Origin of the sequence: Nonomuraea salmonea (genome assembly GCF_042428605.1) — a bacterium.
In the GTDB taxonomy this organism is placed as follows: domain Bacteria; phylum Actinomycetota; class Actinomycetes; order Streptosporangiales; family Streptosporangiaceae; genus Nonomuraea; species Nonomuraea salmonea.
Genome location: NZ_JBHMCF010000046.1, coordinates 522,851 through 540,822 on the forward strand (window position 1 = coordinate 522,851; position 17,972 = coordinate 540,822).

At 69.3% G+C, this 17,972-nt stretch carries 16 protein-coding genes and 1 pseudogene; 8 read left to right on the plus strand and 9 right to left on the minus strand.

The features are described from left to right. Nucleotides 1-45 precede the first annotated feature (45 nt). The 5 genes from ACFFR3_RS42815 to ACFFR3_RS42835 form a co-directional block, all read right to left on the minus strand. A complete protein-coding gene (locus ACFFR3_RS42815) occupies nucleotides 46-681 on the minus strand; it encodes a hypothetical protein (RefSeq protein ID WP_345405165.1) in 636 nt (211 codons plus the stop codon). A 16-nt stretch (nucleotides 682-697) separates the two neighbouring features. After that, a complete protein-coding gene (locus ACFFR3_RS42820; protein WP_379485008.1) occupies nucleotides 698-5,791 on the minus strand; it encodes a ThuA domain-containing protein in 5,094 nt (1,697 codons plus the stop codon). 456 nt (nucleotides 5,792-6,247) lie between these two features. Continuing rightward, entirely contained in the window at nucleotides 6,248-6,679 is a 432-nt protein-coding gene (locus ACFFR3_RS42825; protein ID WP_345405177.1) for a GNAT family N-acetyltransferase, read from the minus strand. Nucleotides 6,680-6,754: 75 nt separating this feature from the next. After that, nucleotides 6,755-7,270: a hypothetical protein gene (locus ACFFR3_RS42830; protein ID WP_345405180.1), complete on the minus strand. Its 516-nt coding sequence runs from the start codon at nucleotides 7,268-7,270 to the stop codon at nucleotides 6,755-6,757. Continuing rightward, complete coding sequence (locus tag ACFFR3_RS42835; RefSeq protein WP_345405183.1) at nucleotides 7,260-7,688, minus strand: MarR family winged helix-turn-helix transcriptional regulator; 429 nt, start codon at nucleotides 7,686-7,688, stop codon at nucleotides 7,260-7,262. Before ACFFR3_RS42835 ends, ACFFR3_RS42830 begins: the two co-directional genes overlap by 11 nt. Before the next feature lie 486 nt (nucleotides 7,689-8,174). Here ACFFR3_RS42835 and ACFFR3_RS42840 point away from each other — a divergent pair, with 486 nt between their 5' ends. Continuing rightward, nucleotides 8,175-8,366, plus strand: coding sequence for a hypothetical protein (locus tag ACFFR3_RS42840; protein ID WP_345405186.1), 192 nt, complete (start codon nucleotides 8,175-8,177; stop codon nucleotides 8,364-8,366). Between the two features lie 53 nt (nucleotides 8,367-8,419). Here ACFFR3_RS42840 and ACFFR3_RS42845 read toward each other — a convergent pair whose 3' ends face one another. Beyond that, the gene (locus ACFFR3_RS42845; RefSeq protein ID WP_345405189.1) at nucleotides 8,420-9,757 is read right to left on the minus strand and encodes a matrixin family metalloprotease; all 1,338 of its coding nucleotides are present in this window, start codon (nucleotides 9,755-9,757) and stop codon (nucleotides 8,420-8,422) included. Nucleotides 9,758-9,968: 211 nt separating this feature from the next. Here ACFFR3_RS42845 and ACFFR3_RS42850 point away from each other — a divergent pair, with 211 nt between their 5' ends. The 4 genes from ACFFR3_RS42850 to ACFFR3_RS42865 all read left to right on the plus strand — a co-directional run bounded on the left by ACFFR3_RS42850 (nucleotide 9,969) and on the right by ACFFR3_RS42865 (nucleotide 12,870). Further along, the gene (locus ACFFR3_RS42850) at nucleotides 9,969-10,979 is read left to right on the plus strand and encodes a hypothetical protein (RefSeq protein ID WP_345405192.1); all 1,011 of its coding nucleotides are present in this window, start codon (nucleotides 9,969-9,971) and stop codon (nucleotides 10,977-10,979) included. A 14-nt stretch (nucleotides 10,980-10,993) separates the two neighbouring features. Beyond that, nucleotides 10,994-11,887: a hypothetical protein gene (locus ACFFR3_RS42855; protein WP_379485009.1), complete on the plus strand. Its 894-nt coding sequence runs from the start codon at nucleotides 10,994-10,996 to the stop codon at nucleotides 11,885-11,887. Between the two features lie 89 nt (nucleotides 11,888-11,976). Further along, nucleotides 11,977-12,681, plus strand: coding sequence for a YoaK family protein (locus tag ACFFR3_RS42860; protein ID WP_345405198.1), 705 nt, complete (start codon nucleotides 11,977-11,979; stop codon nucleotides 12,679-12,681). 15 nt (nucleotides 12,682-12,696) lie between these two features. Next, nucleotides 12,697-12,870, plus strand: a complete 174-nt coding sequence (locus ACFFR3_RS42865) for a hypothetical protein (RefSeq protein WP_364385183.1) — start codon at nucleotides 12,697-12,699, stop codon at nucleotides 12,868-12,870. 2 nt (nucleotides 12,871-12,872) lie between these two features. On the opposite strand, the gene ACFFR3_RS42870 is transcribed toward ACFFR3_RS42865, so the two are convergent. The 3 genes and pseudogenes from ACFFR3_RS42870 to ACFFR3_RS42880 all read right to left on the minus strand — a co-directional run bounded on the left by ACFFR3_RS42870 (nucleotide 12,873) and on the right by ACFFR3_RS42880 (nucleotide 14,750). Then, the gene (locus ACFFR3_RS42870; RefSeq protein ID WP_345405201.1) at nucleotides 12,873-13,403 is read right to left on the minus strand and encodes an alpha/beta hydrolase; all 531 of its coding nucleotides are present in this window, start codon (nucleotides 13,401-13,403) and stop codon (nucleotides 12,873-12,875) included. A 151-nt stretch (nucleotides 13,404-13,554) separates the two neighbouring features. Then, nucleotides 13,555-14,151, minus strand: a pseudogene (locus ACFFR3_RS42875) (alpha/beta fold hydrolase); the annotation flags it as partial. Then, nucleotides 14,148-14,750, minus strand: a complete 603-nt coding sequence (locus tag ACFFR3_RS42880) for a TetR/AcrR family transcriptional regulator (protein ID WP_364385177.1) — start codon at nucleotides 14,748-14,750, stop codon at nucleotides 14,148-14,150. The gene ACFFR3_RS42880 and the pseudogene ACFFR3_RS42875, both read right to left, overlap by 4 nt. Nucleotides 14,751-14,827: 77 nt before the next feature. On the opposite strand from ACFFR3_RS42880, the gene ACFFR3_RS42885 reads away from it, so the two are divergent. The 3 genes from ACFFR3_RS42885 to ACFFR3_RS42895 all read left to right on the plus strand — a co-directional run bounded on the left by ACFFR3_RS42885 (nucleotide 14,828) and on the right by ACFFR3_RS42895 (nucleotide 17,897). After that, nucleotides 14,828-15,826, plus strand: a complete 999-nt coding sequence (locus ACFFR3_RS42885) for an SDR family NAD(P)-dependent oxidoreductase (RefSeq protein WP_345405213.1) — start codon at nucleotides 14,828-14,830, stop codon at nucleotides 15,824-15,826. 341 nt (nucleotides 15,827-16,167) lie between these two features. After that, nucleotides 16,168-17,298, plus strand: a complete 1,131-nt coding sequence (locus tag ACFFR3_RS42890) for a sensor histidine kinase (protein WP_345405216.1) — start codon at nucleotides 16,168-16,170, stop codon at nucleotides 17,296-17,298. After that, a complete protein-coding gene (locus ACFFR3_RS42895; protein WP_364385171.1) occupies nucleotides 17,295-17,897 on the plus strand; it encodes a response regulator transcription factor in 603 nt (200 codons plus the stop codon). Before ACFFR3_RS42890 ends, ACFFR3_RS42895 begins: the two co-directional genes overlap by 4 nt. Nucleotides 17,898-17,972 lie beyond the last annotated feature (75 nt).

A 17,972-nucleotide genomic window follows, 5' to 3' on the forward strand; every position in this document is an offset into this window, starting at 1 on the left:
CAGGGGCCGTCCGGGACCCTGAGGTCCCGGACGGCCGGCCACGTGTCAGGACTGGTTGAACAGGGAGAGTGTCAGCGTCGTGCGGTACTCACCGGCGGTGACGTCGGTGGGCGTGCGCAGCGCCAGGTCGGCGTTGACCTGCCAGGTGCCGATCTCGTCGGCGGAGTTCGCCGTAGAGACCAGCAGTTCCTGGCCCTGCAGGCCGACCGTGGGCGCTCCCGAGCCGTCGGAGATGACGCTGGAGACGGGCTCACCGGCCGCGACCGCGCCGGTGGGGGAGTCGCTCAGCAGCTGCGGCCGCCAGCCCAGGTACTGCGGGCCGATGGGCGGCGCGGAGCCGTCCGCCGAGACGAACTCCCCGGCCTGACCCACGACCGCCCAGAAGTCACCGGCGGGAATCTGCGCGGGGTCGCGGGTGTCGGTCACCGTGACCGTCGGCAGGGTGCCGACGAACTGCCGGGCGGCGGCGTCGGAGCCGTTCTCCTGCAGGGCCACGCCCGTGTTGTCGGCGACGGTCATGGACACCGAGCCCGGAGTGGTGCGCGGCTCGATCGTCACCGACACGTCGATGCCGTCCTCGGGGTCGTCCTGCGCCACGGCGGGACCGATCAGGGCGACGCCGGTGAGCGCGGCGCCCATCACCGCGGCGGCGAGCAGCCGCGGAATCCTGGTGGTGATCATGTGATCCCTCCGTCTCTCATGAGCAGTCGAGCGCCGGGTACGCGGCGTCGTACGACGAGGTGACCTCCCGGCCGCCGATCGTCGCCGTGCCCTTCACGGTCACCGTGCCGGCCTCGATCTGCCCGGCCCGGCTGTTGAAGGACTGGTACGCCTGCTTGCCCGGCGTCACGCCGGCCACGGTCTTCGTACCGAACGGCGTGGTCAGCGTCACCGCGGCCGGTGCGTCGGAGCGGTTGACGGCGGTGACCGCCACGTACGCCGACGCGCCGACGCAGCGGGACGCGGCGGAGACCACCAGATCGACCTGCGCCGCCTCGGTGAGGCGGAAGTGGTCGAACGTGACCGTCTTCGAGGCCGTCTGGTTGGTGCCGATGGTGAAGACACCGACCTTCACATCGCCGGAGGCCACCGCGCTGTTCTCCACCGGGGCGGACAGCTCCGTCCACGTCTCGCCGTCGGCGGAGTACGAGCCGGTGAAGGTGCTGCCCTCCTTGACCAGCCGCAGGTGCCACTCACCGCTGGTGAGGTTGTTGGCCTGCGGTTGCGGGCTCTGCACGGTGCCGCCGACCTCGCTGCGCAGCTCGATGGCCCGCGCCACCCCGGCCCCCGGGGCGTTGGTGGTGAGGAAGTCGAGCTTCACGTAGTCGTCGTCACCGGCGTACACCATGAGGCCGCCCTGCTGGTACTGCTCGTTGAGCGCCGAGGCGTCCAGCTTGGTCTCCAGCGTCCAGTCGCCGTCGGGGGCCGGTTGCAGGATGAGGTTCTTCGGGTCGCTGTTGGTGGTGCCGTAGATGTCGCCCGTCGTGGTGTCGAGCTCCAGCTTGCCGTCACGCACCCGCAGTGCGGTGGGGTCGGGGCGGACGATCTCGCTCCAGCGGCAGGCGTCGAGCGCGGTGCCGTCGAACTCGTCGTCCGGGGCGGGCGCGGTCGCCGTGTCGTCGGGGATGAGGTGGAACCAGTCGAAGGCGGCGTCCACCACGGGGTGGTTCGCCCCGGCGAGGGAGATCAGGCCGATCTTCGGGTTGGTGATCCCGGCGAGCGACTTGGTCTGCGGCATCGCGGTGAACGTGGTGCCGTCGGCGGAGTAGTGGGCGGTGATGCTGCTGCCGTCGCTGACGAACCGCACGTACACCGTGTCGGGGTAGGCGTCGCCGAGCGCGGCCGTGTTGCTCTCCGCCACCTCGTTCGGGGCGGCGTTCTCCTCCCTGATGAACTGGAAGATGCGGCTGGCGTGGTCGGGACCCGAGGTCGAGCGGGCCTGCAGCACCATCTTGGCGTAGTTGTCGTCGTCGCCGTAGATGATCAGGCCCGCCTGCTGGTACGCGTCCCGCGCGTCCAGCGTCAGCTTGGCCGTGGCCGTCCAGGCGCCCGCCGGGGCCGGCTGCAGCACGATGTTCGGCGTGTTCCCGCCCGTGCTGTAGATGTCGGTGGTCGAGGTCGGGATCACCAGCTTGCCGTCCTCGACCTTGAGGTCCTGGTTCTCCCTGACGACCGTCCAGCGGTCACGGTCGAGCTGGTCACCGAGGAAGTCGTCGGATCGGCCGGTGAAGCACACCGTCGGCGGCGCGGTCACCTTGACCGTCACCTGCGCGGTGGCCGACGCGCCCTTGTCGTCGGTCGCGGTCACCACGGCGGTGTAGGTGCCCGGCACGGTGTAGGTGTGGCTCGCCTCGGCGGTGGTGGGCTCGGGAGCGCCGTCCACGCCGAAGTTCCACTTGTAGGTGATGGGGTCGCCCTCGGGGTCGGTGGCCGTCGCCTTGAAGGTGACCTCCAGCGGGGCGACGCCCGTCTCCGGGGTGGCGGTCGCGGTCACCACCGGGTGCTGGTTGTGCGTCGCGCCCTTGCCGACGAAGTCGACCCAGTTGACGTTGAGCAGGTACGCGTCGTCGGCGGCGTCCGCCGGCTTGCGGACGACGAAGTAGAGCGGCCCGCTCTGCGTCGGCGGCTCCGCCAGGTCGAGCGTGACGTCGGTGAACGTCTGCCAGCCGCCGGTGGGCGCCACCTCGGCCGAGCCGATCAGCGTACCGGTCTCCGGATCGCCCATCCGGACCTGCACGGTCCCGCCGGGGCCGCCGGAGGCGGCGCGCAGCCGGATCGCGGTCAGGTTCGACAGGTTCGCCGGGTCGAAGGACCACCAGTCGCCGTCCTGGATGGACGCGACGTGCTCGTTGCCGCCCTGCGGATCGGAGGTCGTCTCCACCGCGACGCCCGGGGTGTCGGTGCCGGTGCCGCCGGTGACCCGGCCGGTGCGGGTGAAGTGCTCGGCCTGCTTGCGCTTGGGCGCCAGCATGACCTCGCCGCGGCCGGTCAGGGACGAGGCGCCGTTGGCGCCGTCGTCGGCGTAACTGGCCTCGATGACGTAGAACAGGTCCTCGTACTCGCCGTGCCCGGCCTGCTGGGTCTGCAGCACGCCCTCGCAGCCCTGCTGCTGGTCGAGCGGGTGACCGTGGCTGTCGTGGCCGAGGATCGCCTGGATCCGTACCCGCTCGCAGTCGATCGTGCCGTCCTCGGCATCGGTCACGGTGACCTCGAACCGCACCTGGTCGCCGAACTCGAAGAACGCGCCGTTCGGCGGCACGTCCACGGTGACGGTGGGACGGGTGTTGCCCGCGGCGATCGTCACGCTCGCGGTGGCGGTCCTGCCGTCGGGGTTCGTGACGGTCAGGACGGCGTTGTAGTCGCCGCCCTCCTCGTAGGTGAAGGACGGGCTCGGGTCGGTGGAGTCGGTGTCGCCGTCGCCGTCGAGGTCCCAGGCGTAGGTGAGCGGCTTGTCGTCCGGGTCCCTGCTGCCCTCGCTGGAGAACGTGACGGTCAGCGGCAGCGGCCCGTCCGTCTTGTCCGCCGTGGCGCGGGCGATCAGCGGGCGGGTGCCCTTGGTGTACTCGACGCGGTAGACGCCGGAGTCGGCGTTGTCGCCGCCGAAACCGGAGCCCCACTCGACCATGTAGAGCGCGCCGTCGGGGCCGAACTTCATGTCCATCGGCTTCTTGAACGACAAGCCGGTGAGGATCTTGTTCATCTCGACGAGCTCGGTGCCGTCCTCGTCGAGCTGGAACGACCACACCGTGTCGTTGTTCCACTCACCGAAGATCGCCTTGCCGTCCCAGTACGCCGGCCACTTGACGTCCGAGTCCAGCTCCGGGTCGTCGCGATAGACCGGCCCACCCATGGGCGCGCCGCCGTTCAGCTCGGGGAAGTGCTGCGGGTCGGCCGCGTAGTGGTACCAGACCGTCGCGGGGACGATCGGCGGCAGGCTGGTCAGGCCGTCGTTGTTCGGCGAGTCGTTGACCGGCGCCGCGCAGTTGAAGGCCGCCCCCGACTGCCGGGTGGCGAAGTCGAAGTCGACGTACGGGGTGTTGTCGCCGACGCAGTACGGCCAGCCGTAGTTGCCCGGCTCGGAGACGATGTTCCACTCGACGGTGTTCTGCGGGCCGCGCGCCGCGCTGGCCGAGGAGGCGTCGGGGCCGTACTCGCCGAGCATGATGTGCCCGGTCTTCGGGTCGAGACCCATGCGGAACGGGTTGCGCAGCCCCATGCCGTAGATCTCCGGCTTGGTCTTCTCTGTGCCCGGCGGGAACAGGTTGCCGTCCGGGATCGTGTACGTGCCGTCGTCCTCGGGGTGGATGCGCAGCAGCTTGCCGCTCAGGCTGTTGGTGTTGCCCGCGGTGCGCTGGGCGTCCCAGGCGGAGCGGCCGGAGCGCTCGTCGATCGGCGTGTAGCCGTCGGAGGCGAACGGGTTGGTGTTGTCGCCGGTGGCGAGCCAGAGGTCGCCGCTCTCCGGGTCGATCACCATGCCGCCGCCGTGGTGGCAGCACTCGGCCCGCTGGACGGGGACGTCGAGGATGGTCTTCTCGCTGTCCAGGTCCAGGGTGTCGCCGGTGACGGTGAACCTGCTCAGCCGGTCGACGTTCTCCCCGGCGGGCGAGTAGTACAGGTACACCCAGTTGTTGGTGGCGAAGCCCGGGTCGAGCGCCAGGCCGAGCAGGCCGCTCTCGTTGGCGGTGAAGACGTCGAGCTGCGCGGCGGTCACGGTGCCGCCGGCCGGCTTGATGATCCTGACGTCGCCGAGGCGGTCGATGTAGAAGACGCGGCCGTCCTCGGCGACGTCCACCATCATCGGGTTGGAGGTGTCGTCGTCGAGGGTGACCTTCTCGAAGCTGGAGCTCTGCGAGGCCGAGCAGTCGGCCCTGATCGCGCCCGCGGCCGTCTGGATGCCGCCGAGCAGCAGCTTCAGGAAGTTCGGCTCGCTGTAGTTCTCCTTCATGTGGCCGAGCCCGGTGTACCAGGAGCGGCCGCCGTCGAAGTCGTGGCACCAGGTGATGGGGTGGTCGGCGCCCATCGTGGCGCCGCTGTAGGACGTCTCGTCCATCGACGCCAGCACGTGCACGTCGTTGCGCGGGTTCGCCTGGTAGTCGTACCACTCGTCGGTACGGCTCCACGTCACCGGCAGGTCCTTCGTGGACGGATGCGCCGGGTCCTCGACCTTGACCGTGGCCTGCTGGATCGCCGGGTGGCTCTTGAAGTACGCCCCGACCAGGTCGCCGTACCACTCCCAGCTGTAACCGCTGTCGGCGGCGGCGTGCACGCCGACGAAGCCGCCGCCGTTCCTGATGTAGCGCTCGAAGGCGTCCTTCTGGTCCTGTGTGGTCAGCGGGTCACCGGTCGTGGACAGGAAGATCACGGCCTGGTACTGCGCGAGGTTCTGGTCCGTGAACGCGGTGCTGTCCTCGGTGGTGTCGACCTCGAAGTCGTTGTCCTGACCGAGCTGCTGGATGGCCGCGATGCCCTCGGGGATCGAGTCGTGCCGGAAGCCGGTCGTCTTGGAGAAGATCAGGACCTTGAAGGCGTGGTGCGCCGTGGCGGTCTTGGTGGCGGTCTTGGCGGTGGTCTTGGTGGCGGTCGTGGTGGAGCTGGCGGTGGCTGCGGTGGCGGTGGCTGCGGTGGCGGTGGCTGCGGTGGCGTCGGTGGCGGCCAGGGCGCTCACCGGTGCCGGGAGGAGGGCGATGAGGAGGGATAAGGCGATGACCGTCGCGGTCCGGCGCCTGGGTAACGGGCGTAACGGCAGGACTGCACGGAGCAGCCTGGCCCACGTGCGATGACGTGGTGACATGGAGAACCTTCCTGACCATGGGGACGTCAGGCAAGGCGCGCGCCGCCGCGCTGTTGCCACTTCGGTGGAGCAGGTGGTGCGAAGGCTGGAGGGTGCCGTCTCCATGCCCTTTTTTGTGGGCTTCCGAGATCAATTCAACGGAGTTGTAACACGGGGATGTCCGGCCGGGAAGACCTCTCTCGCGTAACGAGATGGCATCGGCGTATTAACGCGTGAGATCCGGCGTAAGTTACTGAACCGTTACCAAAGTCGCAAACGATTTCACCCTTGTGTCGGCGAAAGTCCCCTCTTTTAATGCGACTTGTCGCACTGCGCCCTTTTCGTGCCCCGTACGAGAACGTCCCGCCCGCCTGAGCAGCCGGTACGAGCCGCACCGGCATCGTTGACGCCGACCTCGGTGCCGCCGCGGTGGTGCCGACCGGCCCGTCAGGCGGGCGGGGCACGGCCCTGTGATCACTACGGCCGCCAGCGGCCGATCTTCTTCGTGATGAGGGTGGCGCCGATGCGCTCGTAGAAGCGCTGCGCGCCCACGTTGGCCTCGGCCACCTCCCAGCGGATCACCCTGCCGGCGGCGACGGCGGCGATGGCGTGCATGAGCCGCTCGCCCACGCGGTCGCCGCGCTCGCCGGCGGCGACGTACAGGTCGTCCAGGTGCAGGTAGTCCTCGCCGGACCAGAAGCTCGTGCGCTCCAGCCAGGAGACGTAACCGATCGCCCGCCCGTCCCGCTCGGCGATCAGATAGCCGACCTCGGCCTGGCCGAGCAGTTCCTTCAGCTTGCCGGGCGTCACGGTGAGCGCCGATCCCTGGTGCTGGTGGTCGGCGAGACCTCGCATGAGGCCGTGCACGGTGGTCGCGTCGTCGGGGGTGGCGCGGCGGACGGAAATCACGGTGGTTCTCCTCGTCAGGTCGGGGGCTTATGCACCGTACCCAGGTTGGGTATGCGGGCGGGAAAAGTGAAGACGTCAGCCGTGCTCCGCGTGCCGGCCGTGGTCGGTCACCTGCGCGTCGAACCAGGCGTGCAACGCGGCGATCAGTGACGCGTCGGTCGTGGTGTAGGTGATGCGGGCGCCGCCGGGCAGCTCGGTGTAGCGGATGGCGATGCGGCTGTGGCCCTGTTCGAGCTCGCGCAGGCCCGGCATCTCGCCGCCGTGGATCGAGGCGGGGTCGCCGTAGTCGCCCTTGCCGAAGCCGGCCGCCTCGGCGGTCAGATGCTCGCGGATCAACCTGACCTGCTCGGCGTCGCCGGGGTCGTCGGAGGTGACCGTCTGCACGCCGCCGGTGGCCGCCTTGGCGAAGCGGTGGGTGGTGCGCTCCAGGTCGAACGGCATCACCTGCCTGCTCCTGGCCGCGATCTCGGCCTGCCGGTCGGCCAGGGCCCGCTCGTCGTCGCGGATGATGAGCGCGTACGCCGTCGCGGCGGCGGCGACGAGCGCCAGTGCGGCGAGGAGCGCCTGGACGCGGCGGTCTCTAAGGGTCATCGATGGCCTCCGTGAGGATGGTCAGGGCGCGCAGGACGTCGGCGCGTTCGGCTTCTGGGACGCGGTCAAGGACGGCGGAGAACCGCTGAGCCCTGGCCTCGGCCAGCCGGGACGCGGCCAGGGCTCCCTGGTCGGTGAGCCGGACCAGCCGCCCGCGCCCGTCACCCGGTGCGGGGATGCGCTCGGCCCAGCCGCGGCTGATGAGCTGGGTGACCAGCCGGCTGGTGGTGCTCTTCTCCAGCTTGAGCCGGTGCGCCAGCTCGCTCTGGCGCAGGGCGCCGTCCCTGGCCAGCTCGCCCAGCGCGTGCGCCTCCGACACGGGGACGGGCTGCCCGCACGGAGTCTGGTCCGGCTGGTGCAGCCCGAAGGCCCGCACGAACCGGGCCACCGCCTCCTGGAGGTCACGCTCATCCGCCATGGTTCGACGATACAACCAAGTAGTTGTGCCCTACAACTGACACGGTGCTGGTCTACGGGTGCGGCCCACGGGCTCCAAGCTGATCAACCCCTTCCTGACCGCTTTCCTGGGTCGTCAATCCGCCGCCAACCCTGGCTGACCTGCCTGTTCAGGCCCCGATGGTCCCCGTCTGATCACGAGGGCTCGATTGATCTCATGAAGGCGACAGGCGCGGTCCTGGTCAGCATCACCTGCGTGATGAGTCTCGGCACGAGCGCACAGATCGGCAACGACCTGGCACTTCCTGAAAAGGCCGTAACGCCCTCGCCCGGCGACGCTGTTGGTGAGGGACGCGGTCGCCTTCGGCACTACGAAGGGACCGGCGTCCCGGCATGACAGCCACGACGACCGAATCCGAGGTGATGACATGACGTTCATCCGCTTATTCAGCAGGAGGCGGGCACGCCGCTCGCCCGTCTGGACGGCACTGTACGCCGTGCGGCGCTGATGCTCCCGCTGGCCGTGGTCGGCCGGAGCGCCGCGCCCGTGGCGGCGGCAGACCTCATGTGGTACCCGGAAGCGGCGCTCAACGCCGACGGGCGCATGGGAATCTTCGCGATGGACACGGCGTCGAGAACGACCTACCACAAGTGGCAGGTCGAGCCGAACGGCGGCTGGAGCCCGATGGTCCCCGTCTGATCACGATCGGCGGCCGGCGTCGCCCGGACCGGGCGACGCCGGCGCCTCGACGCCTACCACCAGTTGACGACCGCGTTCTGGTATTCCGTGGACGACACGAACCCGGCGATCGCGTCCTGGTGGTTCATCCCCTGAGTGAGCAGGTCCGTCCAGAACTGCCATCCTCCGGCATCCGGCTGGCGGCGCAGGTAATGGACGTAGAGGCTCTTGCTGAAGTTCCGGCAGTATTCCGGCGAGAGGACGAAACCGCGGGCGACCTCAGAGCGCGGCACCCCGTTCTTGAGCTGCTTGACCCAGAACTGGAAACCGCCCGCGTCGGGCGCCCGGTTGAGCAGGCGCCGGTAGAGCGAGTCGACGAAGGCTTCGTCCTGCGGGTACTTGCTGCGATATTCCGGGCTGTCGAGGAAGCCGACGATCGCCGATTGCCGTCCCATGCCGTGCTGCAGTTGTTTGCGCCAGCCGGCCAGACCTCCTGGGTCCGGTTGCCGGTCCAGCAGCAGGAAGTAGAGCTCGGTGGCGAGATCGGTGGAGAACTCTTCCGAATAGCAGAATCCGCGCGCCATCCCTTCAGGCGACCCGCCCGCGAAGAGGCTGCGTACCCAGCCGTCCAGGCCGTCGTCGTCGAAACGGCGGCCGAGAATGTCGCGGTACATCGACGCGACCCAGATCTGGCGCCGATACACCTGCCGCATCCCGGCGCGGTCGTCCTGCTGCGGCGTCGAGGGTGTGGGGTAGAACGGATTCATCGTCGAGTTCGGCACGGTCGTGTGATCCAGGCCGAGTGAGTGACCGAATTCGTGCACCGCCACCGTGAACAAATCGATGCCCGATGCCGACACCCCGTCCTGCCAGGTCTCGTCCTCGTCGAAATGCGCGTCGCCCGCGAGGCTCCCGCCGTTCGGCGGCGGGAAGAACGCGTGCGCGAGAACGCGGCCAGGCCCGTCGAACGAGTGCGTCGCCCCGTCGCCGTGGTCCCTCGAGCCGAACAGGATCTCGATGTCCGGTGTCCCGGTCGTCTCGCGGAACACCAGTGGCACCACCGCCGCCCACTGCTGCCAGGCCGCGGCCACGATCTGCCGCTGGCGATTCTCCCCGAAATCGCCGGAGAGATTGTTGATGCGGTACGTGATCACGGCGCGATCCCACACCGTCCCGAACGCCACGAACGGCGCGAGCCCCGCCGTGGTAAAAGCGTTTCTGTCCGGCAGACCGCATCGTGGACGGGCGAACTGCTCTTCCGTACGGGAGTCGAGATCTCCCGTCGCCGGCAGCAGATTCGCCGCCTGAAAAGCTCGTACGGCCGCGTGTCCCTGCGCCGAATCCAGGGACGTGTCATCCGCGAGGTACCCGAACCGCTGTAAGAAGTCGGTTGCAGCCTTTTCATCAGCCATGCTGATCTCCTTGCCTCCGCCGGCGGCGTGTCCGCCAACACTGCGCCTCGGCCGGGGCCGCGTCCAGCGACCTGGAGAGGCACGAGAACCCGGCTGGTACGCGTCCTGCGGGCAACACCTCATGAGTCCGCCCCCGCCCCTGTCCGAATGCGGACACTCTTCAAGGTGATATGCCGAGTTTCTTACGTTCAGCACCCTCTGCCTCGTCCGTGTGGTTAACATCTCCGACAGCAAGCCGCCAGCCGATCCGCGAACGAACGCAGAAGGTGCCGCCGCAGCCATGGCCAAAGGTCGAAACGGTAAGCGAAAGGCGCGCAAGGCCAAGCCGGCCGCGGCACCTCCGAAGGCGGCCGCCCCCTGCTCCGCCGACCCCGCTCCGTCGGCGGAGCGCTCCTCCAAAGTGCTTCGTGACCTGGGCCTGGCGCTCATCGCAACCATGGCGGGCGTCCTCGTGACATGGGTGCTGGCACCGAATCAGGAAGTGCGCGGAGATCAGGCCGTCCGGGACGATCTCAAGGAGGCCCTAGCCGGGCAGCCGCCACTGCGCCCGCACGTGATCTACGATCTCGACTCGACCAATGGTTCGATCCACGCGTTCGCCAAGCCTCTCGACGAGGCCACCCAGGCGATGCTGCTGCGGATCAAGTCGTCCAATATCGAGGCTCGCCTGAAGGCGCACGGGCCCTTGCGTATCGCGGACGCGACCGGTATCAGAGGCCCTCGGACGCAGAGCCTCACGCGCCTGCGGATTTCGCTGGAGGGCAACCGCACCAAACCGGTGCAGATTCAGAGCATCAAGGCCCGCATCACCAAGCGCTCGGAGCCCTGGGCCGGCGCCCTGGTGGAGGTGAGGCCACAAGGGGCGGACGAGACGCAGAAACTCGGCTTCGACCTGGACTCCGCCGATATGGAGGCGAGGATCGTCCAGGACGACGGCACGTTCGGCACCCAGCGTTACATCGACGTGAAGGACCTCAAGCTCGAGTACGGGGAGCCGGCCGCGCTCATCGTGCACGCCGTCACCGCCACCTGCTACTGCGAATGGGTCATCGACGTGACGACGCGTTCCGACGGAAAGGTCGAGCGGCAGACGATCGACGACAACGGGCGCCCGTTCCGCATCACCGCTTTCGCGCACCGCTACGAGTCCGCGTTCGTGTGGAGGCATGCCCCGGAGTCGGGTTTCCGCACGATGCCACCTACCCGACCCGCCGACGGGTGATGACGATGCGGACCATGCTGATCGTCGCGGCGGGTCTTGCCGCCGGGGTGGTGATCGCCCTGTTCTTCCGGCCGGCGAAACAGCAACGACCGATGACGGAGATGCCCACGCCGAGCGTGACCGTACCCGCATCGCCCAAGAGTTGGCCGTCCGCGACGCTCACCGCCGCACTGTCCATCGAGGATGTCGACGAGACATGGGTCATGGGCCTTCGCACGCCCCTCGCGCAGACGCACCTTCCGCCCGGCACCGACTGCGCAGGAGCGTACCGATGGGCGCAAGAAAGGGGAGCGGCCCCACTGGGGAGTCACAAGATCGACCTGACGGCCGAAGCTCATCGCGACGTCACCGTGGGGCTCTTACGGATCGAAGCCAGGGAGGTGACCGGCGAAGGCAGTCTCTACATCCCAGAGATCGAGCTGAGCTGCTCCGCGATCCCGCAACCGCTGTTGGGTCCGCTGCCGGCCGACTTCGATTTGTCGCTGCACACGAAGGAGAGCGTTCGGCGTTGGCCCACCGTCGGCACAGGCGCGGACGACGAGAAGCCCACTCTGTACTCCCAGGCCGGCGACACCCAGGGCTGGCAGGTAGGCGTTTCCATGGCCCGTGCCACACGCTCCGCCTTCTACGTCCTCGACGTCGTGTACACCTTGGACGGCAAATGCTACAAGACCACCCTGGACGACGGCGGAAAGCCGTTCTTCCTCAGCTACGGGCCCGGACACATGGGATACGCGCCCCCGAACTACACGTTCCGCCGCAAGCCTCAACCGCACTTCTCCTACAGCCCGGCCATGTGCGTGATGCCGCGGAGCCCCCTGAAATATCGCCCCTGTGAGAAGCAGCCGGTGGGTCAGAACCCGCCGGCCTCACCCCGACAGGACGGACAGGCCAAACCACCTGGATAGTCCCTGACCTCGCAGGATGATTGCCCGCCCGTCCGGGTACGTGTACTCGGCATCGAGGGACATCGGGGGAATCGTCTGGGAGGTCGTCCGTGAACAGGCCGGCGCACTGGTTCTCCGATGCGCTGTTTCCCCACGGCACGAACGAGCACGGCCCCTTGCCGGCGCTGCTCGTCATGCTGATGGTCGCGTCGGGGCTCGTCGACGCCGTCACCTTCCTCGGCCTGAACCACGTCTTCGTCGCCAACATGACCGGCAACGTGGTCTTCGCCGGCTTCTCGGTCCTCGGCCAGCCCCGGCACCAGCTGTGGGCGCACCTGCTGGCCCTGGCCGCCTTCGCCGCGGGGGCGTGGAGCGAGGGCCGCGTGGCCAAGAAGATCGAGGAACCGCGCCGCCGGCTGTTCCACCTCACGGTCGCGCACGCGGTCCTGGTGGCGGCGGCGCTCGCCGTGGTGCTGCTGACCGACGAGCAGGGCACGGCCCCGACGGTGGCGCTCATCGTGCTGCTCAGCTACGGCATGGGCATGCAGAACGCGGTCGCGCTCCGCTTGGCGGTGCCCGACCTGGTCAACATCACGGTCGTCACGAGCATCGTCACCCGGCTGGTCTCGCAGGCGCCCGAGCACGCGTGGCGGCGCCGGGCGTGCGCCATCGCCGCCATGTTCACCGGCGCCCTCCTGGGCGCCGGGCTCTACATGATGTCCGGCATGTCCGCCCCGCTGGCGGCCGACCTCATCCTGCTCGTCCTCATCGCGTACGTGGCCCGCGACCTCAGGCCCCGCCCACAGCCGCGCTGAGGAGAACGATCGGTATTGCGATCTGACCTGTCCATGGAGGAGGTCATCGCCGCCGGGATGCCGCCCATGGGGGCAGGGCACGAGCTGTACAACCTGGCCGAGCAGCCCGGACGTCCCGAGTTCGCGAGAAAGCTCGGCATCCCGCTCACCGGCTTTGAGGAGTGGGCGCGAGAGCACATGACGTCCTGACGTCACTCCGCGGGACAGGTGAGGTTCTCGGCGGTGCCGCCGGCGAGGAACGCGGTGACCGCGCGGTCGCCGCAGGCGTTGCCGTTGGCGAGGTAGACGCCGTGGCCGCCGGAGTCGATGGTGACCATTCTCGCTCGATCGCCGAACGCGCGCAGGAGCTTCAGCGCGCCGCTGTACGGGGTCGCGGGGTGGCGCAGGTTCTGGATGAGCAGGATGTTCGACGGGCCCTTCGAGGTGACCCGCGTCGGAGGCTCGGCGGGCTGGTGCCAGAAGGAGCAGGGGCCGATGTTGACGGGCATGCCCGCGGTCAGCGGGTGGGCGGCGCGGTTGGCGCGTACGTCCCGGCGGTGGCGCTCGATCGAGCGCGGCCACGCCACGTCGTTGCAGATGGTGGCGCCCGCCACGGCGCCGGTGTGCTGGATCGCCACCTCGTCGAGCCGGGGCGGGGCGGGCAGTGGCCCGCCCGCGCGGGCGGCGCGCATCAGCCCGGCCAGGCGGGCGAAGTTCGCGTCCGAGTACAGGGCACCGAGCATGATGTCGCGCAGTTCGTTGCCGGCGAGCTCGGGGGGGAAGGGCGCCCGGCCACGGGATCGGGTGCCGGTCCAGATCGGCCGCGAGCCGCAGGAACGTCTCGCGTACGGCCGCCGCGTCGGCGCCCAGGCCGTACTCGGGGTGGCGGGCGGCGGCCCAGGCGGCGAAGTCGGGGAAGCGGTCCTCCACGCCCACCGCGTAGTTCGCCGCCCACCCCCGTGCCACCCGGCGGGGGTCGGGGTCGTTGTTGCTGTCCAGCACGATCCGGTCCGTACGGTGCGGGAACATGGTGGCGTAGACGGCGCCGACGTAGGTGCCGTACGAGACGCCCCAGGCGGAGATCTTGTCCTCGCCCAGCGCGCGGCGGATCCGGTCGAGGTCTCTGGCGGCGTTGCGGGTGGTGAGGTGGGGGAGCAGCGGGCCGCCGTTGCGGGCGCAGGCGTCGGCGATCCTGCGGGCGCGGGACACATTGGCGGTGATGTCGCCGTCGGGGCCGGGGTACGGCCTGTAGCGCGGCGCCGTACCGGATCGGCGGCGGGAATGCGCGAGACGGCGAGCGAGATCCGGCCGGCGGCCGGATCGCGATAGTCCAGAGGCACTTGAAGCGTGGCGCACTCCTGCTGGGGCGCGGCCGGACAGGCTCCCCACGAGAGCCCTCGGTGCGGGGTGGCGGCGACGGCGGGGAACGACGTCGCCGTCAGTGCGGCGGCGGCGAGGCAGGCTGGAGTTCGGCAGGTGGTCACCGATCACCGGACGGACCGGGCCACCAAGGCCATGGCCTCGCGCATGGCGTTCCGCACCTCGGCGGGTTCGTCGCCGCGCCGCAGCGCGGCGGAGGCGGACGCGCTGACCGCGCCCACCATCGCGCCGACCAGGGCGGAGGCGGTGATCGTGTCGAGCTTGTCGGGGAATGCCCGCTGCAGTGCCAGGGCCAGTTCGGCTTGGGCGGTGAGGTAGCGCTGGAGCAGCCGGGCCTGCAGCGCCGGAACCGAGGCCGCCAGCCGTGACCTGAGCGCCGCCAGGCCGCTGGGCAGGTCGTTGTCCGACGTGTCGGCGATCATCTGGTCCATCGCCCGTACCAGCACCTCGGGCAGCCCTTCCCCGGGACGGCGCTCGGCGATCGCTCGCAGCGCCAGGTCGACGCGGACGTCGGTGTTGGCCAGGAGGACGTCCTCCTTGGCCTGGAAGTGGAGGAAGAAGGTGCGGGGGGAGACCTCCGCGGCGTCCGCGATCTCGGCCACGGTCACGTTCTCGTAGCCCTTGTCCTCGAACAGGCGCAGCGCCGCCTCGATCAGAGCCTGCCGCGTGCGCTGCTTCTTGAGCTCGCGCAGGCCGGGTTTCTCCACCATGAGAAGCAGCTTATTGCATTGTCTGCATTGATGCATACTATGAATCACTACACAGACTGCATCGAAAGGTGGCCGGCATGGGAAGCTTGGACGGACGAGTCGTCCTCATCACCGGAGCAGGGCGCGGCATCGGGCGGGAGGAGGCGCTGTTCTTCGCCGCCGAGGGCGCCAAGGTCGTCGTGAACGACCCCGGCGTGGCCATCGACGGCTCAGGAGGCGATGCCGGGGTGGCGGCGAAGGTCGTCGAGGAGATCACCGCCGGCGGCGGGCAGGCGGTGGCCAGCACCGACAGCGTCGCCGACTGGGACGGCGCCCGCCGCATGGTGGAGACGGCATTGGACTCCTTCGGCGACCTGCACGTGGTGGTCAACAACGCGACCATCGAACGGAACATGGGCCTGACCGACCTGTCGGAGCAGGACTTCGACGACGTCCTGGCCGTCAAACTGAAGGGCACCTTCGCGGTGACCCGCTGGGCGGCCCGTCACTGGCGCGAGCGGTTCCAGGCGGGAGTCCGCGCCGACCGCGCCGTCGTCAACACCTCCTCCGGCTCCGGCCTGCTCAACCCGCTGCCCGCACAGGTCTCCTACGCGGCGGGCAACGCCGGAGTCGCGGCGCTGACCACCGTGGCGGCCCTCGAACTCGGCCGGTACGGCGTGCGCGTCAACTGCGTCTCGCCGTCGATGGCCCGTACGAGGCTTACCGTCACCGTCCCCGGCATGAGCCAGGAACCGCCGGCGGCCGGGTACGACCCCCTGGACCCCGCCGCCAGCGCGCCCGTGGCCGCCTATCTGGCCAGTTCCGCCTGCCCGCTCACTGGCCAGATGCTGTCGATCCGGGGCGGAACGGTGGCGGTCAACCGCGGCTGGTCCCTCGGCGATCACCTCCACAAGGACGGGCTGTGGAGCGTGGCGGAACTGGCCGAGCAGGTGAAGGAACTGCCGATGGACGACCCGTACGACAAGCTCGCCCAAGCCCTGACCGGCGCGCTCGGCACGGTGGGACGCGCCCGGCTCCAAGAGATGATCAACGCCCTGCTGGACCAGGGAGGCGAGCCCGCCCCGGCTTCCGCATGACGCGGCGCGGGCGGTGACCGACGACGACGCTGCCCCGTTCCGAGGCCAGGAAGGCCGCCACCGCCCTCAGCCGCGAACGGACGCTGAAGGAGGCGTCCTGTGCGCGGCCGCGCCGCTCACGCCGGCGACGAAGACACCGGCACCACGTCCGTCCGGTCGACGCGGTTCGCTGGTGTCGTACTCTCGACCTCAGCGACCTGAGCGGACGATCGCCCGTGCGACCCACGTCATCAGTTCGCAGGACGTTGCCCGGGGGGAAGAAGTGACGCGGTGTCACTGGTGCCCACCGCCAAAGCCGAACAATGCTGAGACCCCTGCCGTTCGATCCTGGAGAGCCACCCATGGACACCGAGCCTGCGCAGGGACAGCTCCGCAAGCTCAACCTCACCATGTTCCTGCCGATGCTCGCCGTGGCCGGGGTGATCTCGGTGGCGGTCTACGCCCGGTCCTGGTGGGAGGCCGTCGTCCTCGGTGCCGGTGTGGTGGCGACCATGGTCAGCTTCACGCGGTGGGCGGCGGGTGAGGTGCTGCGCGTCGCGCTCCCCTGCCTGGTCGTCACCGCGGTCGTGTGGCCCTTCGCGGTGCTGGTGGTCGGCAGTCCGGCGGCGTTCTTCTGTGTCTCCTCCGTGGGCTCCTACGTCATCCCCCAGTTGCCTCGGTACCGGCTGGCGGCGGCCGCGACACTCGCGGTCTACGTCGGCGCGGTGGGCGCGGCACGGCTGCTGGTGTCGCCTGAGGACGTTCCCGGGGTGCTGTTCCAGTTCGTCCTCATCCCCGTCGGTTTCACCGTGGTGGTGGTCGGGCTGATGTTCCCCAACAAGGGGTTCTACGACGTCGTCGACGAGTTGGAGGAGGCGCGCGAACGGGAGGCGGAGCTGGCCGTCATCCGCGAACGCGTCCGGTTCGCCGGTGACCTGCACGACATCCAGGGCCACACGCTGCACGTGGTGAAGTTGAAGACCGCGCTCGCACAGAAGCTGGTGGACGGCGGCACCGACGCCGACACCGAACGAGTCAAGCAGGAACTGCGCGAGATCCACGCCCTCGTCAGCGAAACCATCACCCAGACCAAGGAACTCGCCTACGCGCAACGACGGCTCAACCTGTCCGCCGAGCTGGAGAACGCGCGGAACCTCTTCGAGGCCGCCGGCATCAGGGTGCGCGTCAACCGCGAGGCCGACGTCGACCAGGACGCGAGCGAACTGCTCGGCCAGGTCCTCCGCGAGACGACCACCAACATCCTCCGCCACGCCCAGGCGACGCGAGTGCGGATCACCCTGTCGGCGGCGAGCATCACCATCGTCAACGACGGTGCCCAGCGCGCACCACTGCCCGAACTCCGGGGGCTGGCCGCCCTGCGGCAACGCCTCGCCGGCGAAGGCGGTCAACTGACGGTCGAGCAGGACGATGGACGGTTCCTGACCGCCGCGACTCTGCCTCACCGACGTCCCGAAGCACAGGAGAACCGATGACCACAGTCGTACTCGCCGACGACGAAGCCCTGCTGCGCAAGGCGATGGCCGCGCTGCTGCCGCTCGAGGGCGAGATCACCGTGCTCGCCGAGGCCGTGAGCGGCGAGACCGCCGTCGACGCCACCTTGCGGCACCGGCCCGACGTGCTCGTCATCGACCTGGAGATGCCCGGCATGGACGGTCTCGGCGCTGTCGCCGAGATCCGCCGCACCCGTCCGGACCAGGTCATCCTCATGCTCACCCGCCACGCCAAACCCGGAGTGCTCCGCAAGGCACTCAAACTCGGCGTCCAGGGCTTCGTCAGCAAGTCGGCCGAACCGGCGCACATCGCCAAGGTCATCGCCACCCTGCACGAAGGAAGGCGCTGGATCGACCCGGACGTCTCCGCACTGGCCCTCGTCGACGACTGCCCTCTCACCGACCGCGAGCTCGACGTGCTGCGCGCGACCCGCGACGGATACGCGGTCGCCGACATCGCCGCCCAGCTCCACCTCGCGGAAGGCACCGTACGCAATTACCTCTCCAACGCCATGCAGAAAACCCAGACCCGCACCCGGCACGAAGCCGCCCGGTACGCCCGCGAACACGACTGGCTGTAACAGCCCGAACGTCCGGAGGTTGTCACTTCAGGTGTGTAAAGATCGTTTCTGGTGGTGAGTGGGCGGTTATTACTT